25 protein-coding genes are annotated in these 26,703 nt (G+C 40.0%); 6 read left to right on the forward strand and 19 right to left on the reverse strand.

Translation table 11 applies throughout. From position 1 onward, the window contains the following. The first annotated feature begins 384 nt into the window (after positions 1-384). From K5G00_RS22815 to K5G00_RS22835, 5 genes are all read left to right on the forward strand, one after another. The gene (locus K5G00_RS22815; protein ID WP_238768781.1) at positions 385-1,371 is read left to right on the forward strand and encodes an AraC family transcriptional regulator; all 987 of its coding nucleotides are present in this window, start codon (positions 385-387) and stop codon (positions 1,369-1,371) included. Positions 1,372-1,485: 114 nt separating this feature from the next. Then, complete coding sequence (locus K5G00_RS22820; protein ID WP_238768782.1) at positions 1,486-1,824, forward strand: ArsR/SmtB family transcription factor; 339 nt, start codon at positions 1,486-1,488, stop codon at positions 1,822-1,824. A 36-nt stretch (positions 1,825-1,860) separates the two neighbouring features. Then, positions 1,861-2,790 (forward strand): biotin synthase BioB, encoded by a 930-nt coding sequence (locus tag K5G00_RS22825; protein WP_238768783.1) that lies wholly within the window; start codon positions 1,861-1,863, stop codon positions 2,788-2,790. A 115-nt stretch (positions 2,791-2,905) separates the two neighbouring features. Further along, a complete protein-coding gene (locus K5G00_RS22830; RefSeq protein WP_238768784.1) occupies positions 2,906-4,015 on the forward strand; it encodes a GTP-binding protein in 1,110 nt (369 codons plus the stop codon). A 222-nt stretch (positions 4,016-4,237) separates the two neighbouring features. Then, positions 4,238-4,840, forward strand: a complete 603-nt coding sequence (locus K5G00_RS22835; RefSeq protein WP_238768785.1) for a hypothetical protein — start codon at positions 4,238-4,240, stop codon at positions 4,838-4,840. 10 nt (positions 4,841-4,850) lie between these two features. Here the strand turns inward: K5G00_RS22835 and K5G00_RS22840 are convergent, their stop codons facing one another. Next, on the reverse strand, positions 4,851-6,140 hold the full coding sequence (locus tag K5G00_RS22840; RefSeq protein WP_238768786.1) for a lactate racemase domain-containing protein: 1,290 nt from the start codon (positions 6,138-6,140) through the stop codon (positions 4,851-4,853). A 533-nt stretch (positions 6,141-6,673) separates the two neighbouring features. On the opposite strand from K5G00_RS22840, the gene K5G00_RS29855 reads away from it, so the two are divergent. Then, positions 6,674-6,805: a hypothetical protein gene (locus tag K5G00_RS29855; protein ID WP_262921424.1), complete on the forward strand. Its 132-nt coding sequence runs from the start codon at positions 6,674-6,676 to the stop codon at positions 6,803-6,805. Positions 6,806-6,963: 158 nt separating this feature from the next. On the opposite strand, the gene cbiD is transcribed toward K5G00_RS29855, so the two are convergent. From cbiD to K5G00_RS22930, 18 genes are all read right to left on the reverse strand, one after another. Beyond that, on the reverse strand, positions 6,964-8,814 hold the full coding sequence (gene cbiD / locus K5G00_RS22845) for a cobalt-precorrin-5B (C(1))-methyltransferase CbiD (protein ID WP_238768787.1): 1,851 nt from the start codon (positions 8,812-8,814) through the stop codon (positions 6,964-6,966). An 81-nt stretch (positions 8,815-8,895) separates the two neighbouring features. After that, positions 8,896-10,665: a precorrin-4 C(11)-methyltransferase gene (gene cobM / locus K5G00_RS22850; protein WP_238768788.1), complete on the reverse strand. Its 1,770-nt coding sequence runs from the start codon at positions 10,663-10,665 to the stop codon at positions 8,896-8,898. A 54-nt stretch (positions 10,666-10,719) separates the two neighbouring features. Further along, a complete protein-coding gene (gene cbiE, locus K5G00_RS22855; protein WP_238768789.1) occupies positions 10,720-11,901 on the reverse strand; it encodes a precorrin-6y C5,15-methyltransferase (decarboxylating) subunit CbiE in 1,182 nt (393 codons plus the stop codon). A gap of 137 nt (positions 11,902-12,038) precedes the next feature. After that, positions 12,039-12,494 (reverse strand): transposase, encoded by a 456-nt coding sequence (locus K5G00_RS22860; RefSeq protein ID WP_238768790.1) that lies wholly within the window; start codon positions 12,492-12,494, stop codon positions 12,039-12,041. Positions 12,495-12,704: 210 nt separating this feature from the next. Continuing rightward, entirely contained in the window at positions 12,705-14,108 is a 1,404-nt protein-coding gene (cobJ, locus tag K5G00_RS22865) for a precorrin-3B C(17)-methyltransferase (protein WP_238768791.1), read from the reverse strand. 63 nt (positions 14,109-14,171) lie between these two features. Further along, positions 14,172-14,870 (reverse strand): precorrin-2 C(20)-methyltransferase, encoded by a 699-nt coding sequence (locus K5G00_RS22870; protein WP_238768792.1) that lies wholly within the window; start codon positions 14,868-14,870, stop codon positions 14,172-14,174. Positions 14,871-14,893: 23 nt separating this feature from the next. Beyond that, complete coding sequence (locus K5G00_RS22875; RefSeq protein WP_238768793.1) at positions 14,894-16,234, reverse strand: cobyrinate a,c-diamide synthase; 1,341 nt, start codon at positions 16,232-16,234, stop codon at positions 14,894-14,896. Beyond that, a complete protein-coding gene (locus K5G00_RS22880; protein ID WP_238768794.1) occupies positions 16,221-16,802 on the reverse strand; it encodes a cob(I)yrinic acid a,c-diamide adenosyltransferase in 582 nt (193 codons plus the stop codon). The genes K5G00_RS22875 and K5G00_RS22880 overlap by 14 nt, the downstream gene beginning before the upstream one ends. A 67-nt stretch (positions 16,803-16,869) precedes the next feature. After that, positions 16,870-17,388, reverse strand: coding sequence for a bifunctional adenosylcobinamide kinase/adenosylcobinamide-phosphate guanylyltransferase (locus tag K5G00_RS22885; RefSeq protein ID WP_238768795.1), 519 nt, complete (start codon positions 17,386-17,388; stop codon positions 16,870-16,872). A 90-nt stretch (positions 17,389-17,478) separates the two neighbouring features. Next, positions 17,479-18,066 (reverse strand): alpha-ribazole phosphatase, encoded by a 588-nt coding sequence (gene cobC, locus K5G00_RS22890; protein WP_238768796.1) that lies wholly within the window; start codon positions 18,064-18,066, stop codon positions 17,479-17,481. Next, positions 18,066-18,836, reverse strand: coding sequence for an adenosylcobinamide-GDP ribazoletransferase (locus K5G00_RS22895; RefSeq protein ID WP_238768797.1), 771 nt, complete (start codon positions 18,834-18,836; stop codon positions 18,066-18,068). The genes cobC and K5G00_RS22895 overlap by 1 nt, the downstream gene beginning before the upstream one ends. Before the next feature lies 1 nt (position 18,837). Beyond that, positions 18,838-19,890, reverse strand: a complete 1,053-nt coding sequence (gene cobT / locus K5G00_RS22900; RefSeq protein WP_238768798.1) for a nicotinate-nucleotide--dimethylbenzimidazole phosphoribosyltransferase — start codon at positions 19,888-19,890, stop codon at positions 18,838-18,840. Positions 19,891-19,988: 98 nt separating this feature from the next. Then, a complete protein-coding gene (gene cbiB, locus K5G00_RS22905; protein ID WP_238768799.1) occupies positions 19,989-20,927 on the reverse strand; it encodes an adenosylcobinamide-phosphate synthase CbiB in 939 nt (312 codons plus the stop codon). Then, a complete protein-coding gene (locus K5G00_RS22910) occupies positions 20,915-21,928 on the reverse strand; it encodes a threonine-phosphate decarboxylase (RefSeq protein ID WP_238768800.1) in 1,014 nt (337 codons plus the stop codon). Before K5G00_RS22910 ends, cbiB begins: the two co-directional genes overlap by 13 nt. Then, the gene (locus K5G00_RS22915; protein ID WP_238768801.1) at positions 21,925-23,400 is read right to left on the reverse strand and encodes a cobyric acid synthase; all 1,476 of its coding nucleotides are present in this window, start codon (positions 23,398-23,400) and stop codon (positions 21,925-21,927) included. Before K5G00_RS22915 ends, K5G00_RS22910 begins: the two co-directional genes overlap by 4 nt. Before the next feature lie 120 nt (positions 23,401-23,520). After that, positions 23,521-24,339 carry a nitrilase-related carbon-nitrogen hydrolase gene (locus K5G00_RS22920; RefSeq protein ID WP_238768802.1) on the reverse strand — a complete coding sequence of 273 codons (819 nt, stop codon included), beginning with the start codon at positions 24,337-24,339 and terminating at the stop codon, positions 23,521-23,523. A gap of 109 nt (positions 24,340-24,448) precedes the next feature. After that, positions 24,449-25,486: an ABC transporter ATP-binding protein gene (locus tag K5G00_RS22925; protein WP_238768803.1), complete on the reverse strand. Its 1,038-nt coding sequence runs from the start codon at positions 25,484-25,486 to the stop codon at positions 24,449-24,451. Further along, complete coding sequence (locus tag K5G00_RS22930) at positions 25,486-26,538, reverse strand: iron ABC transporter permease (protein WP_238768804.1); 1,053 nt, start codon at positions 26,536-26,538, stop codon at positions 25,486-25,488. The genes K5G00_RS22925 and K5G00_RS22930 overlap by 1 nt, the downstream gene beginning before the upstream one ends. Positions 26,539-26,703 lie beyond the last annotated feature (165 nt).

Genomic DNA, 26,703 nt, shown 5'->3' on the forward strand with positions numbered 1-26,703 from the left:
AATAAAACAGATGAATTACAGTGAAATAAAGCCGCAGTTTTTAATAAATAACATGGCCTTTTTAGAAAAAACACTTTGTTATTACTACCACAAAATGGCTAACAGGCAGACATAAAAGTTTTTATCCATACTATTTTTTCATCAATACACATTTAACATCTGCATCTTTCTATTTTCTGTATCAACTAATTTCAAATGAACTATTGTTAAAACCAAACGATGCTTCATATCCTAATATTTAGGGATTGTGATCCATCCCGTATTACCTTATTTTTACACTCTTGTTTTAAATAAGTCTAAATAAAGTCATAGCAAAAATACACGGTAACTTTTGGCGGGGCTTACGTGAAAAGACAAATTTCTTTAACCTAAAGACAAATTGAAATGATTTACGCGATGTATGATGGTGAATTAAATGAAATTATCCGGACCGAAAATTTTCATAAGTTGGACAAAACCGCAAATTATCTGGGAAACGAAAAGAAGATTAATGAGCATTTTGGAAACTTCAGATTGACCGAAACTCATCTGCCGAATATTTGTATTAGCAACTGCAGGTATAATATTCTCAAAGACGTTAAACTAATTGGGGAAACCTGCGGCGAAATGTTATGCCTGACTTTTATGAAAAAAGGGAATTCACACTTTTCGTATAACAGAGGAGACAATTATGAACTAAAACAAAATTCTTTCAATCTTTTCTGTTTTTCAGGTATTAATAATTACACCAACTTTTTAAGTAAAGGCAAACAAAATGAATCTACTGATATAATAATATCCAAAACTTATTTTGATACCCTGACAAACAAATATCCGCACATTTTTGAAAATTTACACCGGCAATATTCGATGAAAAAAAACTTTATGTTGTACGAAAACAGTCCTTTTTTTAGCCAGGAGATTTTGTCAATATTACAACAAATAAACGAAGCTCACCTTTTGGGTAATACGGCCGAACTGTATATTGAATCAAAAACGCTGGAACTTTTTGCACGACTGTTAAGTCAAAAATCAAATGTTCCTTATAATTATATCCCTGAAAATTTAAGAAATAAGATTATTGAAGCTAAATTTATTTTGGAAAACAGTTATGTTAATCCTCCAGGTATTCACGAGTTGGCACTTCAAATTGGAATATGCGATACTGCCTTAAAGCATTATTTCAAGAAAATGTTTGATAACACTGTGTTTGGCTATCTTTTTGAATTTCGGATGAATAAAGCCTCTAATCTTTTAATACATAATAAGAATCTAAATATTTCGGAAATAGCTGAACAAATCGGCTATGAACACCATACACATTTTTGTACCGCTTTTAAACGGAAGTTTGGTGTAACGCCCTTAGAATATAGAAGAAAAGCGTGTTTTTAGAAAGTATAACTGCAAGTAGATATGTCTTTACTCTTAACTTATTATTAACAAAATAAATATCTACTGGTACATTATTTTGATGTATGTTTACATCAAAACTAAAATAATAGAAAAATGGTAGCTGCTAAAACTGACCAATTTGGTGAAGAACTCCAAAAAAGAGCCAATCTGTTCAAAGCGCTCTCGCACCCGGCACGATTGCAAATTCTTCAATTTCTTGCCCAAACAAGGAAATGTCTCACCGGGGATATCTCGGAAAATTTTCCTCTCACCCGAGCAACGGTAAACCAACACATGAAGGAATTAAAAAATGCAGGACTGATATACGGACATATGGAAGGTGCTAAAATTGTCTATTGTCTTGACCTTGAAAAAATAAATGAACTGGAAGAAATTCTGGGCAACTTTCTCGAAGAAATGCACTTGCCTGCTGATTTCTGTTGTAATTTATAATTCAAAATAATTATCAAATCAACTAATCAAAATATCATGAATAGAGATGCAGCATTATACTGGCTAAACGTGGATAACAAATCCAGTGAATTCTATCAGATGATTGACTTATCGAACCAACAAAGTCGGAAACAATTCGGAAACAGGGGATATGTTTTTGCACAAATCGGGATGAATGCAGAACCGTGTTCCAAAGATTGTAAATTCTGTTCCCTGGGAATGAGCCATTATTCTATTGGTGAAAGGTGGCAAAAAGGGGTTGAGGATTTAAAACCTGAAATTCAACAACTTTTAAGCGAAGGGATGGACGATTTTTTCCTGATGGCAACAGCCGACTATTCCATTAAAAAGTTTATCAAAATTGCTACCGAAGTTCGAACGTTACTCCCGGAAGAGGTGCGCTTTGTTGCCAACGTGGGTGATTTTGACCTTGAAACAGCCAAAGAATTAAAAGCCATTGGAATAACGGGAGCTTATCATATTAAGCGATTAAGAGAAGGTATTGATACTCTAATTGAGCCTCAGCTCAGGGAAAAAACAATTGAGAACATTGTTAAAGCAGGACTTGAACTTTATTATTGCATTGAGCCGATAGGGCCGGAACACAGCTACGAAGAAATTCTGGACTCAATTTATTTTGCCAGTCAGTTCCCCATAGATGCAATGGCTGTCATGAGAAGAATTCCAGTACAGGGAACCCCACTGTTTAACCACGGGCAAATCAACGCTATGGAATTGACAAAAATAGTTGCTGTGACAAACCTGGTCATCAAACCTTCCCGTTCTATGAATGTTCACGAACCTACCCAGATGAGCCTGCTGGCAGGTGTCAATCAATTGTATGCCGAAGTAGGCGCCAATCCAAGGGATACCAACCCAGATACAAAAGATGGGCGGGGATTTACACCAACAATGGCCTGGCAAATGCTGGAAGAAGCAGGTTATTTTCCGGGAAATAGTAACTAAATGTGGCGCATGCAGCTAACAAAAGAATTTAAAGGAGATGTGCCTGGCACTTTTTTACTGGTTTTATTTGGTTAGAAATAATAGCGGTTGATAATATAATAATTAAATTTCATCGGTGAAAACAACAAGATTGATATTGATAGGAGGCTTTCTGGGGGCAGGGAAAACAACACTATTATGGGAGGCAGCCCAAATCCTTATGAAAAAGGGACAACGTGTTGGTCTGATAACCAACGACCAGGCTTCCGAACTGGTTGATACAGCCATTTTATTGCGCGATGAAGTAAAAGTTGCTGAAGTGAATGGGAGTTGCTTCTGCTGCAATTTTCCCAGTCTGATTGATGCCACAAAGAAATTGAAAAAAGAAGCCGAAGCAGATGTAATTATTGCTGAACCGGTGGGAAGTTGTACCGACCTGTCGGCTACAATTTTACAACCACTTAAACAAAACCTGAAAGGTGAACTGCTGGTTAGTCCGCTTACGGTTCTGGCAGATCCTGTTCGTCTGGCTGATATCCTGAATGGCGGACATGCAGGCCTGCACCCAAGTGCGGCTTACATTTTCAAAAAACAACTGGAAGAAAGCGACATTATTCTCATCAGTAAAACAGATTTATTGTCTGCAGATGAACTGACCCTGTTAACAGAAAAGACAAAAATCAGTTATCCCGGTGCTGAGGTTAAAACTATCGGTGTTGTTACAGGAGATGGAATAGAAAGCTGGTTAAACGAAGTATTGAGCCGCAGTGATGCAGGGAAACGGCTGATAGAAGTAGATTACAATGTTTATGCCGAAGGCGAAGCTGTCCTGGGCTGGCTAAACAGCACCATTGAGTTAAGCGGGAAATCTATTGACTGGGATATTTTTGCGCGAAATCTTTTATGCGGTTTAAGTAAAAAATTTGACAACCTAGATACATCGGTAGGCCATGTTAAACTTATTTTGGAGTCTGGAAATCGTTTTGTTACCGGAAACCTCACAGGAAAAGAAGAAACTTTGAGTTTCAAAGGTTCAGCAGGAGAAAGCGAACAGGCAAGATTGACATTAAATGCCCGTGTTGAAATGAGCCCGGAAACCTTGGAAAGAATAGTACGGGATACGCTTTCTTTCCACACAAATGATAATTTAAAGTCCCGGATTATCGTAATGAAGAGCTTCAGTCCAGGACGCCCTAATCCAACCTATCGTTTTGATTATGTGGTTGCAAGTGGAGGAAATTTTTAGTTGTTAATAATTGCATATATTTCAAGCCCGAATTTCATCTTTCTTTCATCATATAAAAAGCTTTGGGAAAAAGATTTGTAGACATGGGACAAAACCTTTTTAGCCAAAGAAAATTTGTGGAAAATCTGACTTGATTTTTAAGGTTCTGTTTAAACATAGGTGTAATATTTTTAAATCTATTGATTTTTAAATCATTATTTTTGATTTTTTAAAATCGCTACTATGAAGATCTCACTTGTATTTATTCTTTTGTTTTTATCAATGACCATATTTGCAGATGACCGAGAGAAAAGAATTAAACAGTTTATTAATGATGAGCTGAAATATTATCCCGGTGCACGATTGGCCGATTTATACAAAAATTATTTTCAGGATGCTTATGGCTCTGGACACCTGATACCAGACACGACACAAGCCGGAAAATATCTCGATTGGGAACTAAAACAGCCTGGATGGACAGATACCTTACCATATCAGGCATTGGGAATTAACCACGATTATTACCGCATTAATCTTCAGTTGGTAAAAAACGGAACTATTCCACGCGATACATTGCTACTGGCAATGATTGAAAGCGCAATACTAGCCCGGAACCCTGATTTGGAAAGCTGGGAAAAAGAGTGGAACGAAGTTCTTGCTATTATCAAAAAAGTAAAACCCAATGTTCCCGGAATAGAATCCGATGAAAAACTCATAGACCAGTTATTCTCAAAAGGCGATGTAGTTATGCACCATAGTAAATATTACGAGGAAACTTATCATCCACATTACCGCATTGTTCACCGTTCTGTTTTTGAACGATGGATAGGGAAATATTTGAAATGATTTCTATATATTAATTCTTATCATTTAGTTTATCCTTTGTTGTCCATAATCCGGCCGATGGTGTGCTGATAAAATAAATTTCTTCACCATTGGGAAGGGTGTTAAAGCCATCCTTCATTTTTGCCGGGTCATAAAGTTCCATTGCCTTTTGATAGTGGAGATAATTGAAATTTACACTTTCTATTTCATCTTTCGAAAGATGACCCGGTGCATAGGTAATTTTAAACCGTCCTTCCGACGAACCATGGATTAAGTGAGCAGTTGCATGGGTAAGATCCTGTAACTCGTAATTTTCATTCCAGGCTTTCATAACTGCAGGTGTTCCCGAATAGCCATATTTGCGGATAATCTGGTCTACCTCATCCTGCTCGCCAAATCGTTTCAGCCCGGGAGCAATTATAATCAGTTCACCGCCGTCGGCCATCGCCTTTCTGGTGCGGTAAATAGCTTTGTTGGCCACCCATGTGCTAAAAAATTCGTCGCCCTGCATAACGGCTACAACTTTTTTCAGCGGGGGCACAATGGTAATATTTTCAGCCTTCGATTGCTCGGCAGCCATCAAATAGGTATCAACATCGTCGCCACAATAAAAACCACTGTGAACCAGTTTCCCCTGCTGATTATATTTCATTACCACCTGAATATAAGCATCAGGAAGTTCACTGAAATATTCCGATTCCGCTTTGTTAAAACAATGGCGCAATGGAGTTACCAGATTGCCCAGATTGTTTTCAATGCCATAACAGGCCGCGGCCATGTGAGAGGCACAGATCATCTCTTTTCCGCCCAGACCGATAAAATAGTTTTTGTTGTGATTGGCAAAGCCCAGCACTTCGTGGGGCACAACATGGCCAATATTAAGAATGATGTCCCATTTTTCTTCTATAATAAGTCGGTTAATATTAACCGGGATTTCCCAGTTGGCTTTTCCATCGGTTATTTTTTCAACATATGCAGCAGAAATAAATCCCAAATGCTTCCCATCTTTTATCCAGTCGTGTTTTATTATTTTTTTTTCAGGAATATCGCCAAACATCCACCGGTTTTGTTCAGGTGTATGGGGAAGGTGTTGTCCCAGTGTAGGCATCACATACACGTCAGCCGATGAAGCAAAAAAATGATACAAGAGGTTGGTTATTTTTCCAGCCCCCGAATGCCTGCGAGTAATATCAGGAGGTAGTAATAAAATTTTTTTCGGTGATGAATTAATACGAGCCAAACATTCTTGGGCACTTTTTTTTACCAGCAATTCAAGCTGCTCAGGGGGAATTTCATCTTTTCTTTCAAAAAACCAGGCCATATTTTTATTTTTATAACAATAGTAACACTTTTTTACAAAAACGTAACACCCTGTAAAGATATTAAATTATGGATTCAGGGTATGTACTTTTCATAATAAAATTGAATGATGCAAAAATAAAGAATGAAATGTAATTTTATTCCTCGATCAAATACAAAAAACTAATTGTTAATAGCACTTTTGAGTTCAATCTTTTTGGCAACGTTCATTGCATAATATCCCTATTTATCATCAAAAAAGGTATAGTATTGGATCTCATTTTTATCCAGATTTGTTTCAAAAACCTCATAAGCATGGATTCTATTTAACAAAAATATTGCTTTGTTTTGCAGATCAATAAAATGCAAGATGAATAAATTAATAAAATCAGCTAAAGCAATTTTCAAGGGCGCTTAAGCTATTCACAGTGATATAAGGCCACTCAAATTTTTGATGAGGACCTTAATATTGAAACTTCCGGTTCCCAACAGGTTGTCCGTACAAACGATCCGGATTTTAAACTTAATGGTGCTACTTTACGGATTTTTGGTAGAATGAAAAACATATTCAATTCCTATCAAAATGACTTCGATGAAGGAATTGACCGTGATCCGGGATATATATACGGATCGACGTTGCCTCGTACTGTTTATCTTGGGATAAAAGTTGGGAATATGCTAAACTGATTTAAGAAACTATCTCCAAAAAAATGCCGGATTATTTCATTAAAAATATTTGCTTTTTTGATAAAAGCATGAGAAGATTAAATTTTCGAAGTTTTAAGAATTAAGAAATTCTGATAAAAATCGTTAGGGACTGCTTTAAAACGGGAGTAATGTATTAATCATGTTTTCTTGCAAAAACTATTTACTTCTATGTTGTTTTCTCCGCTTAAAAGAAGAATAAAACCAAGTAAGTAGCCTTGAGGGAGTGCAGAATTGCACACACCAAAACATTTTTTTGCTATTTTTTTATAAAAACTTTTATTCTCACCGATAGGTAAAATAGAAAAAATAGCATTAGCTATTTGTAAATTTTCAATTTGAAGAATAACATTATCCTGATATCCACAATCTCGCGCAATTCCCGCAAGAAAAGTCGGATTGAAACGAACGTTTTTACTGTGTGTATCCAAGTTGCCTCCAGCAAGTTTTATAGCTTTCCCAAACATAAGAGCCAGATTAATTTTTTTTATGTTTTGCTGAACAGCTAATTTTATTGAATCGCCCACCAGATTGCCAAAATGGATAAAAGCCGTGTCTGGCAAGTGTGGGAACTCAGAACGAAGCTGATTTTCACTTCGTTTTCCCGAGGTAAAAACAACCTCGTCAAGTCCTAACTTATATGCTACCGACAGTTGATATTTAATGGTCGCTAAAAAAGCTTCGTTTGAATATGGTTTTACTTTGCCGGTAGTCCCAATAATTGAAACTCCGCCCACAACACCCACTCGCGGATTAAAAGTCTGTTTGGCCAACTCCTCTCCTTCCGGCACAAATGGTTTTACATCAAAACCAGCATCCATATCATATTCATCGGCCAATGTTTCCAGTGCTTCCGTAATCATCTTTCGAGGAACCGGATTAATTGCCGGCTCACCCACAGGAAGCTGCAAACCAGGTAAAGTAACTTTTCCAACGCCTTTGCCCTGCAAAAAACGGATGCCCTGTTGTTCCGATAAAATCAATTCACAACCAATTTCTTTTCCATGGGTTACATCGGGGTCGTCGCCGCCATTTTTAATAACAGTGCAGGTGGCAGACTTTTCAGACAGCGATTCCGGGAAGACTAAAAAACTTGTTTGCTCTCCATCGGGCAAAAAAACTTCTACTGATTTTGGGAAAGCTCCTTCTGCCAAAGCCATAAAACAGGCTTTTACTGCTGCCGTAACACAAGTTCCGGTGGTAAAACCGGAGCGCAATTCGCCTTCCTTTTTTAAAACGCTTTTTCGTAAAACATAAATTTGCTGAAGCAGTTGTTTTTCTGAATACACAGTAAAATCGAAGTTGGGCAACGCAGGCCGTTTTACAATCCACAGCGGAATATTTAACTGATTTGCAACCACTATTTTACTATCCATAAAACCGGAAGCCCCGCTTTCTTTACTCAGCAAAATCTCGGCTCCTGTTCTTTTTGCCAATTGAAGTAACTCATCTGCATTGTCGGATGGAGTCATCGGAATAATCCATTCTTCAGGAATACCTGTTTGTGCTGCTTTTTGCAGGCTTAGCTCCGTATCCAGAATACGAAAAAAACAGGTTCGGTTTTCCCATATTTTTTTCAATAACAGAATTGTCTGAACTCCAGTTAATGATAATATTCGTTGGAAATTACTTTTGAGAATTTCAATGGAAAGATGTTCGTAAGAATCAAAAAAAGTAACGTTTTTTATTTTTTGTAATTCTTCATATTCCCTTTCGTACCGCAAAATCGGAACATCTAATTGTTTGGCAGCTTCATAAATATTTCTGTGCAGTTGAAGTGCAAAAGGATGAGCAGCATCAATTAGCAAGCGAATTTTATTTTGAAGGGAAAATTCCACTATTTTCATTACGTCCATTTCGCCTGAAATTGATTTTCCTTTCCATTCAGAATGAACGTCAGTTTTTGTAGAATAAAAATAGGGTTCCTCAATAAAATCGAGAATTTCTGCTGTTTTTTTCCCTTCTGTTGTGCCGCCGAAAACTAAAACCATATCAATCTTTTCCCGCTGATTTTTGCTGATGTTCTCGCTGATATTCGCAGAAATCTGCGAATATCAGCGAGAAAAAAATATTTACTTCCCTTTCCGAAAAGCATGGGCAAACTTTCGGCCGTATAATTTTGATTCGCCCGAGCGGTTATCAATAGCTTTTCCAACCACAATCAGCGTTGTCATTTTTAGCTTGTTTTCTTTTACGGTTTGCGCAAGCGTTTCCAGGGTACACCGATAAATTTTCTCATCCTGCCAGGTTAATTTGTAGCACACAGCCACCGGCGTTTCCGCCGGATAATGCGCCATTAATTCGCTTTGTACTTTTTCTGCAATTGCCGCACTCAAATAAATACACATGGTACTTTGCGACTGCGCCAGTTTATGCAGTTGCTCTTTTTCGGGCATGGGAGTGCGTCCTTCGCCACGGGTAAGAATGATGGTTTGTACTTCTTCCGGAATGGTGAACTGTGAGCGCAAAGCTGCCGCCGCTGCCTGAAAAGAAGAAATGCCCGGCGTAATATGATAATTCCAGCCCCACTCATCCATAATCGCCATTTGTTCCTGAATAGCGCCGTAAATACATGGGTCGCCCGTGTGAAGTCGCACAATGGACAATCCGCGATCGTAAAAGCGTTTCATACTATCAAGTTGAGTTTGTAAATCCATTCCGGCAGAACTTTCTACCACACAACCCGATTTTGCGTATTCAGTTAGCTCTCGCGGAACAAGGCTTCCGGCATACAAAATATAGTCAGCCGTTTGCAACAAACGTTTTCCCTTTACCGAAACCAATTCCGGGTCGCCGGGACCGGCTCCTACAAATTCCACAAACCCTTTGCGTTCTTTTTGAGCATCCAGGGCAGCTGCCCAGGTAAAATATTTATCGCCTGCTTTCAGTTTTGTTTTTTCAACCAATAAATTATTTTGCGACAAGTGCATGGCTGCTGCTTCGGCCACACCAGCGCTCCCAGTAACCGTTTCCACTTTTTCAGAAGGATTCGGAACTTCATATTTTGAAAGAACATCTCCGGCAAAATTCTGCAACGGAAGATTCCATTTTTCGCCTAGATGCAGAAAAGCATCTTCATCTTTTTTGAGTTCGGCTGTCCCCAAAGAAGTAATTGATAATTGCGAAATACGCTGCTCTTTTAAACTTATTTCCAGCATTTCTTGAAATTCGTTGGACGGAATTCCCCGCTGACATCCCAATCCTAAATGCACCATTGGCGGACGGTAAAAAATAGCTTTTTCATCAAAATCATATAAAAATGGAGTGACTGCCAAAATCAGTTCGTAATTTTCTATTCCAATATCTTTTGCTGCGAAAAACACATCAACAAAATCGGGACAATCAGATTCAAGAAACAAGGTTCCTTTATCACGGGCTTCCAGCAGCAAAGCAGTTTTTTTTCGGTTTACAAAACGTCCCATCAAACGGGTGAGATTCCCGGCACATTCCATTTTCCAGTTAAATTGCCGCGGCAAAACATCCAGCGGCCAGAGTTTTGAAGTATCGCTAACAGTTGTAATTATCGGAACAGCGCCTAGTAAGTTGGCCAGTTTTTTAGCCAACTCGTTTGCACCGCCAACATGCCCGGAAACCACCGGCTGTACAAATTGACCATTGGCATCAATGTTAATTACCGCCGGGTCGGTTTTCTTATTTTTTAGAAACGGAGCAATCTCGCGGACACAAATTCCGAGCGCGCCAATAAAAACCAGTGCATTGCCCGACTGCCATAATTTTTTATAGTCAATAGGTTTTTGAACCAGTTCTGCTTCGGATTCTTTTGCCAGTAATTTTTCGGCCAGTATTTTCCCTTTTTCTGAATGTGTTATTATTGAAATCATATCTTATTTTTCTCGCTGATGTTCGCTGATTTATTACGCAGATTATCGCTTATTCTATTGTTTTTTAATTGCCAATATGGTAATTGGATTATGTTCGTCAACCGCCAGTTTTTGTTTTAATTGAAGTTTGTAATTATTTCGTTCGCCCCAGTTTAGGAAGTTATTTTCACTTTTTTCGCTTACAGAATTAAAAACGATAATTCCTTCATCCGTTAAATGTTGGTGTACATCATCAAGAATAACGTCCATTTTTCCACCGTAACCGCCTAAAAATACAGCATCGGGTTGTTCCATGTTTTCTTTCTCAACTTCCATGTAGTCGCCAATAAAAAGCTCAATTCCGGGCGTTTGAAATTTCTTTGTGTTTTTTTCAATAAGTACCCGCGACTCTTCCCGTCTTTCAAAAGCAGTCACTTTTAAGTGTGGATATTGCAAACGCACCTCAATAGAAACACTTCCGGTGCAGGCGCCAATGTCCCAGAACACTTTTTTAGTGTGTAATTCCAAGGCCGCAATCGTAGTTAAACGCGCAGCCATTTTGGTAATCATTTTAGGGCGGCCTTCCAGAATTTCAAATTCAGTTTCCGGAATTCCTTTACGTGGAACTCGTTCATCAGTCATTTCCAGAAAAAAACAGTTGGGATGAGAAAATTTAAAATCAGCTGCCTTTTGAATTGAAAATTCTGCTGTTCGTTCGTCATTGCCACCCAAACATTCGCCGTATAACATATGATAATTATTGTAGCCGAAATCCAACATTCGGGCAACAATGGTAGCTGGTGTATTTTTGCGATCGGTTAAAATGGCCAAACGTTTTTCGTCCTGAAGGAGCGCTTTATCAAACTCGTGCCAATCGCGGCCGGTAAGCGAAACGGTTTTGAACTCGCCATAATTTATTCGAAAGCGGTGAGCCAGCAGTTGTAGCGAATTAAAAACAGGAAATATTTTAAATTCTGCATTGGGGAATTCGCGTTTTAAAGTATTTCCAATTCCAAAAAACAAGGGGTCGCCCGAGGCAAAAATCAGCCAGTTTGTTTGTGTATTTTTTATCTCATCAAACAAAGTTGTTAACGGAGCAGTAATAAACGTCCATTTCGCATTTTTAGGAAGTTGCTTTCTTACCAATTCATAGTGCCGTTTCCCTCCTGCAAAATATTGTGATTCCGAAATTGTTTTTTGTTGCTCCTCCGTAAACTCCGGTTGTTTATCGTATATTCCTATTATTGTTATTTTCAATTTGTTTCTAATTTTTTCTCGCAGGTGAATGTTTTTCTCTATTTGAAATACTTTAGGCTGAAAGCCTTGATTACTTTAATCCGACGGCAACGCCTCGGGAATAAAAACTCGAATTTTGTTCGCCCTGAAAGGGCAGCTTAATCTGTCCACAAATATTTTTCATTATAGTCGATGCCATATTCTTTTAAAAACAATAAATATTCTTCCTCAAATGTCATCTTTGTATGATGTTGTTCCTGATTTTCGATGTAACGCTTTGTTTTTTCGTGTAGCGACGGACTAATAGAAAAAGCTCCATAACCTGCCTGCCAGGCAAAATTCAAATAATAAGTGTCTTTCGTTTTTATCCATCGACTGCTGTGACGTTTTATCTCTTCAACCAATTTAGCCAACGTTATATTTTTAGACATTACGCACAAAATATGAATATGGTCTCCCACGCCATTAATAATGATTGGGATTGAATCATTATCCTTTATTATACTTCCCATATACGCATATAATTCATCCTTTTCTCGGGGGCGAATCAAGCACGAATTTCTCTTAACATGAAAAATAATATGTACAAATAGTTGAGATAATGATTGTGACATAATTAAGTTGTATTAAGTTGCCCTTTCAGGGCGGGGTTAATATTTTATATTATACCCGAAGGCGTTGCCTTGGGCTAAAATAATTTGTCCTTTCAGGACGTTCATCACAAATTTAAAATTCCAAATTACCATCCTTCAATTTATAAATATTCTACATTTTACCAGTATCATATCTTTACAAACATTTTATCATAAATCAGGAGAAATAATTCATAGTCCCTCTCCCGGATGCATTGCCTTGGCCTCGTTCCAGCTTAAAATGGCATTGATGATGGTAGCTGCCACATTGCTGCCCCCGCGCCGACCATTTACAAACACTGCAGGAATATGGGGACACCCGTATTTTAGCTGCCACTTGCTTTCCTGAACATTCACAAAACCCACAGGAGCCGCAATTACTCCGGCTGGATTTGCCTTTCCATTACGCACCAGTTTAACCAATTCAATTAATGCTGTTGGAGCATTTCCAAAAGCAAAAACGGCATCGGGGTGCTCTTCTACCGCCAAACGAATTCCGGCCTGAGTTCGCGTTATTCCTTTTTCTTCTGCCAATGTTTTAACACGCTCGTCATCCAAATAACATTTAATTTTCAAACCTAATTTCTCAGCAACAGCACTGCGAATTCCACGGGTAACCATTGATACATCAGTGACAATTACCGGTGGTTTTCCTGAATGAAATTTTTCGTACAGCGCAGAAACCACATTGTTTTTTAATTCGATAAAATCATTTAATTGAAAATCGGCTGTGGTGTGAATACAGTGCAAAGCAACCCAAATATGTTCCAACGACTTCCCTGCAAAATTAACTTCCTGCAAAATGGTGCGAAAACTCTCATTCATAATTTGCCGCCCCACTTTATCGTTAGATTTATTTTCGGTTTGCCGCGACAAATAACCACGTGGCGTTATCATTTGGTCGCCAAATTTCCGTGTTTGACTGTTCCCAATGATAATCACCGTAAACATGTCGGCCATGGAAGCATCCAAATCTTTTAGGTAAATTACTTCTGTGCTTTCCTCTTCCCGTCCAACCTGACGAGCAATCCCAACAGGCGTTTCCGGGGAACGGACTTTCAGAAACAATTCCTTTAGCCGCATTAGTTGCCAAAAACGGCCACGACTTACCGGATTATAAATGGCAGTGATAAAATCGGCTTCGGCAGCAGCTTTAATCCGCTTTTCAATTTTTTCCCAGGGGGTAAGTAAATCCGACATGGAAATGGAACAAAAATCATGTCCCAGTGGCGCTCCTAATTTTGCAGCTGCGGCAAACATCGCACTTATTCCGGGAACTACTTCAATCTCAACCGCCGAATTATTTTTCTGCTTTAATTCCCAAAGCAAGGGAGCCATTCCATACACACCGGCATCACCACTGCTTATTACAGCTACCGTCTTTCCTTTTTCAGCTTCAGAAAAAGCGGCTTCGGCACGTTCCTGTTCTTTTTTCATGCCCGTGCTAATTTGCTCTTTTCCCTCGGTCAGATGCTCAACATAGCTCATATAATATTTGTAGCCTACCAAAACATCCGAGTTTTTGATGGCTTGTGTGGCCTCCGGTGTCAAATATTTTTCATCGCCGGGGCCTATTCCGATACAGTAAATTTTCATTTTTCTCGCTGATTTATACTGATTTTTTCGCAGATGACGCAAATAAAATCATAATTACCAAATTCATTCATTTTCAGGATAAACAATAAGCAATGAGAAATAAGGAATCCGTCGGAATTCCAACTCATCGGCATTGCTGGTAAAAAACTCATTTCCGGTTCCCACGCGCTCGGCATATAAAAATGAACGGCCACAATTTTTCAGAAATGAATGCCATCCATCCAACACACTCATTTTCATAATAACGAAGGTTGACTGCCGTTTCAGAGCTTCTGAAATTGCATCAAAACTTTCGGGTTTGGCCATCACTTCCAGCCCGGTTGTTTTTTCTACCAGCGGTTGTTCTCCCAAAGCAGAAGCGGCAATAAAAGCCGGAATCCCGGGAATTAACCGGCAGGGGATTTTTGCCTCTTTTGCCAGTTTAAAAACATAACCAAAGGTGCTGTAAAAAAATAAATCGCCTTCGCTTACCAACACCACATTTTTCCCGTTTTCGTATTCGTCTTTTATTCGAAGAAAAGCTTCGTTGTAAAATTTCTGGGTCTCCTTTCCTTTCATAGGAAACAGAAGTGGCTCGCAAGGCTTATTAATTTCCAGGCCGTCTAAAATGTTTGCTGAAAACGAACGATGTTGCCCGTTTTCCAATGAAGAGACAGGATAAAAAATGATGTCGGCGGCCTGCAATGCCCGAAAGCCTTTTAAGGTTATCAGCTCCGGTTCTCCGGGACCTAATCCAACTCCTGTAAATGTTCCTTTATTCATATTTTCTTTCTTTTTCTCGCAGATTAACGTGGATTTTTTCGCAGATTTTCGCTGAATTTTCCAGAGAGAAATTCTTCTAACTTTCCTTCTTCGCCCAAGTATAGATGCATATACGATGCCCAGCAATTTTTATAACGAAGCACTGGCATTTCAACCGGAATTCCACGTGCATTTTTTACTTCAATATTCGTTGTTTCGGGTTCATGTTGAATTAAATTTGAATAATGAAATTCGTGCCCTTTTAATTCAAATTCCTTGTGTTTGATTTGCCGATAACCCAAATGCAATTTTTTATTTTCAAAACTGGTGCAGATATTGAAAACGCCACACATTGAACTGCTTTCACCATTTTCGTCAATAATCTCCTTTCCGAGATACATCATTCCACCGCATTCAGCAATCACCATCTTCTCGTTCTCAATAAATGTTTTTATCGATTCTTGCAAGGTTTTATTCTCAGCCAGTTGCCGTGCAAAAAGCTCAGGATAACCGCCGGGAAGCCAGAGCAAATCGGCAGCAGGCACCTCTTTATCATGAATCGGACTAAAACGAACAACCGTTCCCACACGCTGCATTGCATCTAAATTGGCGGCGTAGGAAAAGTTAAAAGCTTCGTCGTATGCCAATGCAATTTTGAGCTTTTTTTCAGACTTTGGCGGCTTTGTATATTTTGTTTTTTCAGGTCTTTTTGTCAACTCCAGTAAAAAGTCAATATCAATATTTTGCTCAATCAATTCTGCCGCAATATCAAATATTTCCTGTTTGTTTTCTCCCGGAAGGTGCAATCCGAGGTGACGCGATTTTACCGCCAAACGTCCGTCGTCAGGAAGATAGCCCAGCGGTTCAACACCGGCATCTTTAGCTGCTTCTTTTAAAAAACGGTAATGCGACTCGCCACTGACTTTGTTAAAAATAACTCCGGCAATGGTTATTGCTTTATTGAAGTTTTTAAACCCAAACAGAAGCGGGGCCGCTGAATATGCCATGCTCGCTGCATCAACTACCAGAATTACCGGAATATTTAATAATCTGGCAATTTCAGCTGAACTTCCTTTGTCTTTTTGAGCGCCATCAAACAAGCCCATAACACCTTCAACAACTGCCACTCCGGATTGTGGTAAATTCCTTTCAAAAACGGTACGAACATGCTCATCCGACGCCATCCACGAATCTAAATTATACGAAGTACGACCTGCGATTTTTGTATGGTACATCGGGTCGATATAATCGGGGCCGCATTTAAAGGGTTGCACGGTTATTCCCCGATTTACTAGGGCTTTCATCAATGCCAGGGAAACCATGGTTTTGCCTGAATTACTTTTGGGCGCAGCAATTAAAAATGCTGATGTTTTATTGTTTCCCATCTTTTGATTTTTGGGAAGGTAAGAGCATAAATTTCTCCACTTTCACCTTGCTTTGTTTTAATTCAACAATGGCCAGCAAATAGAATAAATCGCTCATCCGGTTAAAATATTGCAGGATATAATCAGCAACCGGCTCTGTCTGATTTAACTCCACCAATTCCCGTTCGGCGGTGCGTATTCCGGTGCGCGCAAAATGGCACAACGAGGCCACTTTATTTCCGCCTGGCAGAACAAACGCCAGCTTTTCATCTTTTAGAAAATCGTTTAACTCTTCAATCCATGTTTCACAAGCAACCAAGCCTTTTTCGGCATGTGGTTTTTTATTTGGTTTTGAAGAATTTGCCGGTGTTGCAATGTGCGACATCATCAGCATAATATCGCGCTGAATGCTCAATAAACGACTTTCCCATTTATGGTTGTCGGACAATTCGGACAGCAACATTCCAATCCGAACATTCACTTCATCAATCAATCCGTTGCAACGAATACGAATGTGGTTTTTGTTTACCCTGCTTCCCCCGAAAAGGGAAGTTTGCCCGGTGTCTCCTGTTTTTGTTGTTATTGCCATAATTATTTGCTTTTGTTTCTCGCAGATTTACGCGGATTTTTTTCGCTAATTTTCGCAGATGGTTTTGTTATTTTATTTTTAGTGGAAGCCCTGAAACCATTAAAGTTACCTCGTTGGCAACGCTTGCTATGAACTGATTTACCCAGCCCTGTAAATCGGCAAATTTCCGAGCCAACGCATTTTCAGCATGCCCGCCCATTCCTATTTCGTTGGAGATGATAAACAAAGTGCAGTTTTTCTCAAACAACTCATTTAGCTCCTTTTTTGCCAATTCCAGTATTTCATCAATATGTAAATTCTGATTATCAAAATAAAGATTGGTCAGCCACAAGGTTATACAGTCGAGTACCACTACTTTTCCTTCTACTTCTGCCTGAGAAATTTTTACCGGAATTTCCAACGTTGTCCAGTTATTGCCCCGATCATTTTGGTGGCGCTGCACACGTTCTTTAAAATCATCGTCCCAGATACGTGCAGTGGCCAGGTAAACCGGAGTGTCACTTTTTGAAAACGCCAGTTCCTGCGCAAAACGGCTTTTCCCTGAGCGTTGTCCTCCTGTAATAAAGTGGATGGTTGTGTTTTTCATTTATCCTTATTTTTTTCTCGCTGATTGGCGCGGATTTATTCGCTGATGAGCGCTGAATATTTTCTGTGTAAATCTGCGAGAAACGATTCCTCATAAAAACTTTATTTTATAATAACTTTTGTTGCTCCATTTTACTTGAATGACATCCCCGTAATCAACTTCAATGGCAAATATTTTTCGTGGCGATGCGTCCAGTAAATGAGCCAGCAAAGCCCGCAATAATCCAGCATGAGAAACCACCAGAATTTCCCTGGTTGCAGTTCGAGTGACCTGCTCCCAAAATTCAACAATCCGCTTTTGTACATCAAAAAAATTCTCGCCACCATGTATTTTGCAATTGATAAAATCATCGCCCCATTCTTTTTGCTGTTCCTGCGGAATCTCGCTCCAGGGTTTCATTTCCCACGATGCAAAATCAATTTCCCGGAGTAATTCATTTGTATCTACATTTTTTGCTCCAACCAATCTTTCAGCAAGCAAGCGGCAGCGTGATAAAGGACTCGAATAGCACGCATCCAAATCAACTTCGTTTAATTTTGACCTCACTTTTTCTGTCGCTTCCATCAATGAACTTTCACCTGGAAAAACATCCGAATTTCCATAACATACTCCATCCGGAGCTTCTGTTTTAGGGTGCCGGATCAGATAAATATTTTTATAAGAGCTGTTTGTTGTCATCAGAGTAAAAATCCTTTAAAACTTAAGAAACAGAAAAAAAGAAAAATCAGTACTTCGTTGATTTGCTGTGCCACGCCCAAACAATCGCCAGTGTAGCCGCCAATGTGTTTTTCAAAATATTTTCCTGCAAGTAAAGTTGCTATAACTGTCACCGGAACAATGGCAAACACGATCCACGGGAAAAGCAACAATGGTAAAAGTGTAATTAGTAGGGCGAGTAAAATACGTGCCCATGAAAGCGGACTACTGGAATCACGCGATTTGGAAGCGCCTGTTTGCCGCGCATTTTCCCAAAATTTCGGTAACAATAAAACCGGCCACCTGCTAAGTGACTGAGCCGCAATAAACAGTGTCGGAATTTTGCTTTCTGTTACGCCATTTAACGCCGCTATTTTTATGGCAAACAAAAAAATCAACCCAATAGCTGCATAAGCTCCCACCCGCGAATCTTTCATGATATTCAGAATCTGTTCCTTGCTGTAGCCACCGCCAAAAGCATCGCACACATCACCCCAGCCGTCTTCGTGCAACGCGCCAGTGGTTAAAACCATTGCTCCAAGTGCCAGAACAACACAAACCAACTGCGGAAAAACAAAAGCTGACAAATAGTAACTCAAGGCGCCAACACCGCCAACAAAAATTCCAATCAACGGGAACCACGTTAAAATGAACTGCTGATTTTCCTTTTTATAATCTACATGAAACGGCAGACGCACCCGCGTAAAAAACAGAAAAGCTGACAAAATAATATTTAGTTCGCGTTTAACCATTTTACTGTACTACGTTATACACTTTTGCTTCTGTAAATGAAGTCATTTTATTAAGCATAGCCACGCTCGCCTCAACAATTGGGTAAGCCAAAACCGAGCCGGTTCCTTCTCCCAGCCGGAGTTGCAAATCGAGCACCGGTTTTCCCCCAACAGAATCGAGCATTTTAATGTGTCCCGGTTCGTGCGAACAATGTGAAAAGATGGCATAATCTTTTACTGTAGGATTAATTGCATAAGCAGCTAAAAATCCGGAAGTCGTAATAAAACCATCCACTAAAATCAACATTCTCCGGCGGGCTGCTTCCAGCATTCCTCCTGCAATAGTTGCAATTTCCAGTCCGCCAAAACGCGCCAAATTTTCTTCCGGGGTATCGGCAACTCCCATTTTTTCGATGGCTTGTTTTAATACCTGTGCTTTGTGACTAACTCCGTCCGGTTCCAATCCACAACCCGGGCCGGTGCAAGTCTCAACCGGAATTCCTGCGTAAACCGAAAGCAGTGCTGTTGCCGGAGAAGAATTACCAATTCCCATTTCTCCAAAGCCAATAACATTGGTTCCTTTTTCTGCAAAATCAGCTACAACGTCACGGCCATTTTGCAGTGCCTGATTACACTCTTCCAGTGTCATGGCCGGTTCGTAAAGAAAGTTGCGGCTGGCTTTGCGTACTTTCTTTTGGATAAGTTTGGGATGCGTTTCAAAATCATAATTTACACCTGCATCCACCACATACAGATCAAAACCAAAATGGTTACATAAAAAACCAATTCCGCCACCGCCATTCAAAAAATTCAGGCATTGCTGCCAGGTAATTTCCGTTGGCACCGGACTCACTTTTTCATCTGTAATTTCATGGTCAGAAGCAACTGTCAGCATCACCGGTTTATTAAGCGACGGTTGCGTTGTTTGTTGTACTAACCCAATTTGCATAGCCAGTTCCTCCAATTGCCCGAGCGAACCCAGCGGTTTTGTTTTTTGGTCGATGTTATACTGAAGCAGTTGTTGCAACTCTTCATTTTTGATGGGGACGATTTCTAAATTTTCTAATGCTTTCATAATTTATTATGTTCTTTCTCGCAGATTCTTGCGGATTTTTTCGCTGATGTCCGCTGAAATATTTCTCTGCGAAAACTTTTTCATATCAATAACCTTCATCATAAGTTTAAAACGACAAAAATCAGCGTAAGCAAAAGCACAAAAAAAGCTTCCGTTCGCTGCACTATTTTTATCGTATTGATTAAATCGTTTTTATTAAAATCTCTTTTTGTTTCTCCAATTGCAGGCTTCGGAACCCATTCTCCAAAATAAAGATGGGCGCCGCCAAAAGTAACATTCAACGCCCCGGCCAACGCAGCTTCCGGGTATCCTGCATTGGGGCTGCTATGTGCATTTCCAAATTTGAATATAAAATGAAAAGCACGTTTACTTTGGCTGCAAGCCGCCATTAGAAACGCCGTTATTCGCGCGGGAATAAAATTGACAAAATCATCGATACGGGCAGCGACACGACCAAACAACAAATACTTTTCATTTTTGTAGCCAATCATTGAGTCGAGCGTGTTGATCATTTTATAGGTCATCATTCCCGGAACTCCGGCCAACGCAAACCAGAAAAGCGGGGCAATAACACCATCGCTGAGGTTTTCCGCCAGGGTTTCAAGGGTTGCTGCTCTTATTTCATTTTCACTGAGTTCTCTGGTATCGCGCCCTACAATTCTTCCAACTTGTTTTCTTCCGGCTTCCAGACTTTCTTCTAAAGCCCGAAAAACAGCTTTCCCTTCTTTTACCAATGTCGTTCCTGCCAATCCAAAAAACACAAACAGGGCTTCCACTACAACTCCCAAAATTGACGAAACCTGATAAGAATATTTTATCAGAAAGAAAAAGAAAATAAAAGTTGTGGCGATTAGCACTATTGCAATTACAGCGCCTTTCAAAATCCTGTAATTTCCGTGATTAAATTTTTTCGTAAAAAATGAAATACTTCTTCCGAAAATTACAATCGGATGGGGCAACCACAGCGGGTCTCCCAGTAGTTTATCAAGCAGAAAACCTGCCCACAATGCAATACTATGGTAAACTAGAAACTCCATGTTATCAGCACTTTTATTAACTCGTTGTTTTTATCGATTGATTGCGTGGAGAGCCGAAAATGAAATTCAGACAAACCTCTGAAATTTGAGGCATCCCGAATGAGTATTCCGTATTTTTCAGCTAGTTGTTTTTTAATTTCGTCTGCATTTTCAGGAGCTTTCACCAGAAAAAATGAAGTTTTGGAAGGTACAACTTCAAACCCCTTTATCTTGGCAATTTCTATTTGAAACCGTTGAGATTCCGCTAATATTTCAGCTACATTAAATTTGTCGGTATATTCTTTCGAAAAACAATATAATCCGGCTTCCAAAGCCAGAGTATTGATTCGCCACGGCATTAATTTTTCTTTTAATTTTGATATCAACTGCGGAGTACAAACCAGATATCCCAAACGCAATCCGGGGATGGAAAATCGTTTGGTAAGCGATCGGACAACAACCAAATTCTGAAAATTTGCAGCTTCATTTTCCAACGAAATGTCTTTGTTTAGAAATTCAATATAAGCTTCATCTAAAACGAATAAAGTACCGGGGTTTCGCTGAATTTTTTCCTTTATAATTTCTTTATCAAAAATTTTCCCGTCCGGATTATTCGGATTACAAATCCATACGATATCAAACTGCTTTTCATCTTTTTCTGAAAAAAGTGAGTTACTGCAAAACTCAATATTGTGGCTGTACATTTTGCAGGCATCTTCGTATTCAGAAAATGAAGGCGTGTAAATCAGCGACTTTTTATTTTGAAACAACGATGCCAGCAAATAAAAAGCTTCCACAGCGCCGTTGGTAATCAATACACTTCCGGGAACCAGATTCTTTTGTTGCTCGATTCGACGAGCCAGATTTTCAGCCAATGGTTCCGGGTAAGCATCCAATTTGTTGATGCAGGATTTCAGATGTTCCTGCAAACCTGGATTGATTCCCTGCGGATTTACATTCGAACTAAAATTTATCCGAATAGTTTTGAAGTTATATGTATCGTCGCCGTGCCCGTGAATCATTCCTGTAGCATTTTATACACCGCATCCATATCCATATTTTCGCGAACATGCGCAGCCAGTAAATCGTATTGTTTTTGTTTAAATTCGTTGTAATCTTCGGTGGCGCGTTGTTCTTTTGCAAAAGGTGCCAGCAAATCATCTATCACCACCGGATTATCAAGAATGCCGTGCATGTAAGTTCCCCAACAATTTTCATTTGTGCAGCAACCTTCGTTTTTTCCTTCAGTCAAGCGGTTCAAAGGTTTTGCATTTTCGGCAAAAGTTGTTTTCCCCATGTGAATTTCGTAGCCCGAACACCGTGTTTCGTAATTTTTGAAATAGAACGAACTGCGAATGGTTTGCTTTTCCGCCTCTAAAATGGTTGTAGTTGGCAAAATATTGAGTCCTGGTACTGCTACCACATCGCCTTCCACGCCGTGCGGATCTTTAATGCGTTGTCCCATCATTTGGTAGCCGCCGCAAATTCCGATAACCGTTTTTCCGGCGCGTGCTAATTTTGAAACTTCAGCAGCCACTCCGTTTCGCCGGAGTTCGATAATATCGGCAATGGTATTTTTTGAACCGGGCAAAATGATAATATCCGCCTTTTGAAGCTCCGCCTGATTGTTTGTGTAATACAAATGCACACGCTCATCGTGTTCCAGCCGGTTAAAATCAGTGAAGTTGGAAATCCGGCGCAGCAAAACCACCGCGACATTAATTTTATTGTCGTTGGCAAAAGTAGCTTTTCGTTCGAGCGACACCGAATCTTCTTCTTCAATTTGAATATGATTAAATGCCGGGATAACACCCAGAACCGGAACACCGGTAATTTCTTTTATGATTTTCCGCCCTTCGTCAAACAAACTAATATCGCCACGAAATTTATTGATTATGATGCCTTTTATCTGTTTCCGCTCTTCGGGCAAAAGCAATTGGATGGAGCCGTAAACACTGGCAAAAACACCACCGCGTTCAATGTCTGCCACCAGAATTGTTGCGGCGTTAGTGGCAACCGCCACGCGCATATTGGCAATGTCATTTTCTTTCAGGTTTAACTCTGAAATACTTCCGGCCCCTTCCAATACCATTGGATTATATTTTTTAGAGAGCCGCTGAAACGCTTTTATTGCTTCTGCAAAAAGTTGTTCTTTTATTTCGCCCCGGAAATAACTGCCGGCTGAATAGTTACCAAATACTTTCCCGTTAAGGATGACTTGAGCAGTTTTATCGGAGCTGGGTTTTAGCAACACCGGGTTCATATCGGTATGACAGTCAATTCCACAAGCTTCTGCCTGAACTGCCTGAGCACGACCAATTTCGCCGCCGTTGGCTGTCACAAAACTATTAAGCGACATGTTCTGCGATTTAAACGGCGCGGGAAAAAATCCATCCTCCCTAAAAATACGGCAAAAAGCAGCAGCCAGCACACTTTTCCCCACATCGGATCCTGTGCCCACAAACATAATTGGGCGGTTTATTTTTCTATTCATAAAAACAACTGTATTTTTTCATTGCTTTTGTTTCTTTCTCGCAGATTTGCGCTGATTTTTTCGCGGATATATGCAGAAAAACAACATAAAAATATCTGCTAAATATATTTTTATCTCTTCTCATACATTACCTTTTTCATAAAACTGTCTCAACATTTCATTTCGTTTGAAATGGTTAAACCACGCCATTTTTGATTGGTGAATTCGCGTAATTGTTTCGGAATCAAAATTGGCAATACAGTAGCCGCTACCTGTTTGGGTTTCTTCTGCCAGTACTTTCCCTTTTGGATCAAGAATCATTGCCAGTCCGGGGAGAACAGATCCGCGCGAAGTTGTTCCGTTTTGGTTACAAACCATTGCATAACACGCATTGTCGTATGCCCGAGCGCACAAATAGCGTTTGAAGCGTTCGAGTTTTTCGTCTGCCGTTTCTTTGGGTGAGGCAAATCCCAAAGCCAGTAAATTTACACCTTGTTTGGCCTGCGCATAACTAATTTCGGGAAAATGCGTTTCAAAACACAGTTGCATTCCAATTGCTAATCCCCCAACCTTGAAGATCTGTATTTGATCTCCTGCTGTAAACACACTTTTTTCTGTCGGCCCAAGATGCGTTTTTCTATGTTTCCCCATTATTTCACCTCCTTCAAAAATGAAATGAGTTATGTAATATTTTTCGTTTTCCTCTTCAGGGAAGCCAACAGCAAAAGCGATTTGTGTGCTTTTTGAAAATTGTCGCAACTCGTCAAAAGCTTCAGTTTGGTATTTTAGCAACTCTTTAATTTCTTGTTTTGAAGTAATATACCCAGACAAATTCAACTCGGGAAACAAGGCAAAACGAACCTGTTCTTTCTCCAAACAAGAAAGCATTTTCAACGTTTCCTGAAGGTTGGCGGAAATATTGCCCGGTTCTGTGTTATGATATGCGGCTGCTATTTTCATTTTATCTTATTTCGTTTTCTCGCATATTGACGCTGATTTTTTCACGGATTTGCACAGATGATTCTGCGTAAATCTGCGATCTTACATCTGCTGTATCTGCGTGAAATATTTATTTGTTATTAATTTTCAAATCCATACAATTCATCGTTTGTTTTACTATCATTTCCACCGAGCTCTCAGATATTAATTGTTTTTCATTTTTATACAGATGAAAAGTGCTTTGCCCGTTTTTCCCGATCTCAATCCACCATTCCGGGTTCTCTCGCATTCCGGTGGTTTTTATGCCTCTTCGGGCAAAAGCACGGCGAAGCAATACATATTCAAAACCATGGCCTTTTATAGGTAATTCGTGAAAATGTTCGTATTCCACCCGGAACAATCCGGTTTTTGTGTCGAATTCAATTCCTTTATTTTGAAACAGTCGTTGAAATGCATTTTGCAATAACAAATCTTCCGGGCTTCCGGTAATTAGCGGCCCGTTGTTGTGCAAAAGCCAGAGGCGGTCGGCCATTTGTAAAGCCAGGTCGAGGTCGTGTGTTGACAACAAAACCGACTTTCCCGATTCGGAGGAAATCCGTCGCAATAGCTGGATAATTTCAACGCGCGCGGGCAAATCCAAGAAAGCAGTAGGTTCATCCAGTAAAATAACAGGAGTGTCCTGTGCCAGAGCTTTGGCAATAAAAGCTTTTTGCCGTTCACCATCACTAATTGACGAAAGTAGCGCATCTTTTTTGTGCGCAATTCCGCATTGTTCAATAGCGCGTTCTATAAATTGCAGATCCTTTTTATTCGTGCGCCCCAAAATTCCGGTATAAGGACTTCTTCCGTACGATACCAATTCTGAAACAGTTGCATTTGGAACCACAATGCGGTCGGTAAGGACAACACTCACCAGGCGGGAAATTTCTCTTTCAGTAAGGATGCCAATGGTTTTTCCGAGAATGCTGATTTGCCCATCAAAAAAAGGTTGAAAACCACAAAGCGTGCGCATCAGCGTACTTTTACCTGCTCCGTTTGAGCCGAGCAGACAAACCAGTTCACCTTTGTTTATTTGGGCATTCAGATTTGCTGCAACTATTTTTTGCTTCGAGCCGGAAGCATACCCAATGCTCAAATTGTTGATATTTATAAAATCGGCGCTGCCCATTATTCCATTATTTTTTCTTTCCTACGTTTTAAAATGACCGAAATTACCACCGGCGCCCCAACAAATGCGGTTACCGAATTGATAGGCAATTCACTGTCAAGCCCCGGAAGCCGGGCAATGAGATTACACAACAAAGCGGTTGCGCCGCCAATAATACACGAGTTCAAAATCAATGTAAAATGATTGGAAGTGCGTGAAATCATTTTTGCTAAATGCGGAACAGCCATCCCTATAAAAACAATTGGTCCGCAAAATGCAGTAACCAAGGCCGTTAAAATTCCGGATGTAAAAATGATAAGAAAGCGGGCTTGTCGGATATTTAATCCAAGGTTACGCGCGTAGTGATCGCCCAACGCAAGCAAATTTAAAGGTTTACTTAACAGCAGACTCACCAGCGATAATGGGACCGTTACCGCCGCAAACAGTCCGCCGCGTTCCAGCGACAAGCGGCTAAAACTTCCTAACCCCCAAATCACATAATTATGAACATCTTCTTCGAGGCTGTAAAATTTAAGAATTCCCACAACTGAATTGGAAAGGTAGCCAATCATAACTCCCATGATGAGTACGCTGAGCGTTCCGCCCACTTTCCGTGAAATAAACAGGATAAGCGCCAACACTGCCAGTGCCCCGCCCAGGGAAGCACCGGCCACCGCCAGGTCGCCCCACATACCTACACGGGCAAACGAAAAGCCAAACGCTTGTCCGGCTACCAGCAAAACAAATGCAACGCCCAGGCTTGCCCCCGAGGAAATTCCTAAAACAGAAGGGCCGGCCAATGGATTTCTAAAAAGTGTTTGCATGAGCAGCCCGGCAACTCCCAAAGCCATTCCGGCACTCACCGCTACCAATGTTTGCGGCAGACGTGTGCGAATTAATATATTTTGCCAAATGATATTTTCGGAACCTTTGCCGGAAACGATATGTATTACTTCTGAAAAAGGAATATTTACCGAACCCAGCGCCATATTCAACAGTATTAAAAAAAACAATACTGCGATGGATAATAGCAGCAGGACTTTGGTTGATATTTTTGCGTTTTGCTTTGGCATCCTGGTTATTTCATTAAAACATTTATTTATTAGCTCCCTATAAAACAACTTATTGAACCCACTTCGGGGTTCTGTATGCTTTCACCATTTTTTCCGCAGGTTATACCTACGGCTATTATTATTAAACCCCTATCCGGGGTATAATTGTAGCATTTCAGACTTATA

Origin of the sequence: Maribellus maritimus (genome assembly GCF_022267315.1) — a bacterium.
Taxonomy (GTDB): Bacteria; Bacteroidota; Bacteroidia; order Bacteroidales; family Prolixibacteraceae; genus Draconibacterium; species Draconibacterium maritimum.

What these genes read in the sequence shown, in the direction of transcription:
- K5G00_RS22815 (WP_238768781.1), top strand. Translation starts at nt 385, where the DNA reads ATGATTTACGCGATGTATGATGGTGAATTAAATGAAATTATCCGGACC.
- K5G00_RS22820 (WP_238768782.1), top strand. Translation starts at nt 1,486, where the DNA reads ATGGTAGCTGCTAAAACTGACCAATTTGGTGAAGAACTCCAAAAAAGA.
- K5G00_RS22825 (WP_238768783.1), top strand. Translation starts at nt 1,861, where the DNA reads ATGAATAGAGATGCAGCATTATACTGGCTAAACGTGGATAACAAATCC.
- K5G00_RS22835 (WP_238768785.1), top strand. Translation starts at nt 4,238, where the DNA reads ATGAAGATCTCACTTGTATTTATTCTTTTGTTTTTATCAATGACCATA.
- K5G00_RS22840 (WP_238768786.1), bottom strand. Translation starts at nt 6,140, where the DNA reads ATGGCCTGGTTTTTTGAAAGAAAAGATGAAATTCCCCCTGAGCAGCTT.
- K5G00_RS29855 (WP_262921424.1), top strand. Translation starts at nt 6,674, where the DNA reads ATGAAAAACATATTCAATTCCTATCAAAATGACTTCGATGAAGGAATT.
- cbiD (WP_238768787.1), bottom strand. Translation starts at nt 8,814, where the DNA reads ATGGTTTTAGTTTTCGGCGGCACAACAGAAGGGAAAAAAACAGCAGAA.
- cobM (WP_238768788.1), bottom strand. Translation starts at nt 10,665, where the DNA reads ATGATTTCAATAATAACACATTCAGAAAAAGGGAAAATACTGGCCGAA.
- K5G00_RS22860 (WP_238768790.1), bottom strand. Translation starts at nt 12,494, where the DNA reads ATGTCACAATCATTATCTCAACTATTTGTACATATTATTTTTCATGTT.
- cobJ (WP_238768791.1), bottom strand. Translation starts at nt 14,108, where the DNA reads ATGAAAATTTACTGTATCGGAATAGGCCCCGGCGATGAAAAATATTTG.
- K5G00_RS22870 (WP_238768792.1), bottom strand. Translation starts at nt 14,870, where the DNA reads ATGAATAAAGGAACATTTACAGGAGTTGGATTAGGTCCCGGAGAACCG.
- K5G00_RS22875 (WP_238768793.1), bottom strand. Translation starts at nt 16,234, where the DNA reads ATGGGAAACAATAAAACATCAGCATTTTTAATTGCTGCGCCCAAAAGT.
- K5G00_RS22880 (WP_238768794.1), bottom strand. Translation starts at nt 16,802, where the DNA reads ATGGCAATAACAACAAAAACAGGAGACACCGGGCAAACTTCCCTTTTC.
- K5G00_RS22885 (WP_238768795.1), bottom strand. Translation starts at nt 17,388, where the DNA reads ATGAAAAACACAACCATCCACTTTATTACAGGAGGACAACGCTCAGGG.
- cobC (WP_238768796.1), bottom strand. Translation starts at nt 18,066, where the DNA reads ATGACAACAAACAGCTCTTATAAAAATATTTATCTGATCCGGCACCCT.
- K5G00_RS22895 (WP_238768797.1), bottom strand. Translation starts at nt 18,836, where the DNA reads ATGGTTAAACGCGAACTAAATATTATTTTGTCAGCTTTTCTGTTTTTT.
- cobT (WP_238768798.1), bottom strand. Translation starts at nt 19,890, where the DNA reads ATGAAAGCATTAGAAAATTTAGAAATCGTCCCCATCAAAAATGAAGAG.
- cbiB (WP_238768799.1), bottom strand. Translation starts at nt 20,927, where the DNA reads ATGGAGTTTCTAGTTTACCATAGTATTGCATTGTGGGCAGGTTTTCTG.
- K5G00_RS22910 (WP_238768800.1), bottom strand. Translation starts at nt 21,928, where the DNA reads ATGATTCACGGGCACGGCGACGATACATATAACTTCAAAACTATTCGG.
- K5G00_RS22915 (WP_238768801.1), bottom strand. Translation starts at nt 23,400, where the DNA reads ATGAATAGAAAAATAAACCGCCCAATTATGTTTGTGGGCACAGGATCC.
- K5G00_RS22920 (WP_238768802.1), bottom strand. Translation starts at nt 24,339, where the DNA reads ATGAAAATAGCAGCCGCATATCATAACACAGAACCGGGCAATATTTCC.
- K5G00_RS22925 (WP_238768803.1), bottom strand. Translation starts at nt 25,486, where the DNA reads ATGGGCAGCGCCGATTTTATAAATATCAACAATTTGAGCATTGGGTAT.
- K5G00_RS22930 (WP_238768804.1), bottom strand. Translation starts at nt 26,538, where the DNA reads ATGCCAAAGCAAAACGCAAAAATATCAACCAAAGTCCTGCTGCTATTA.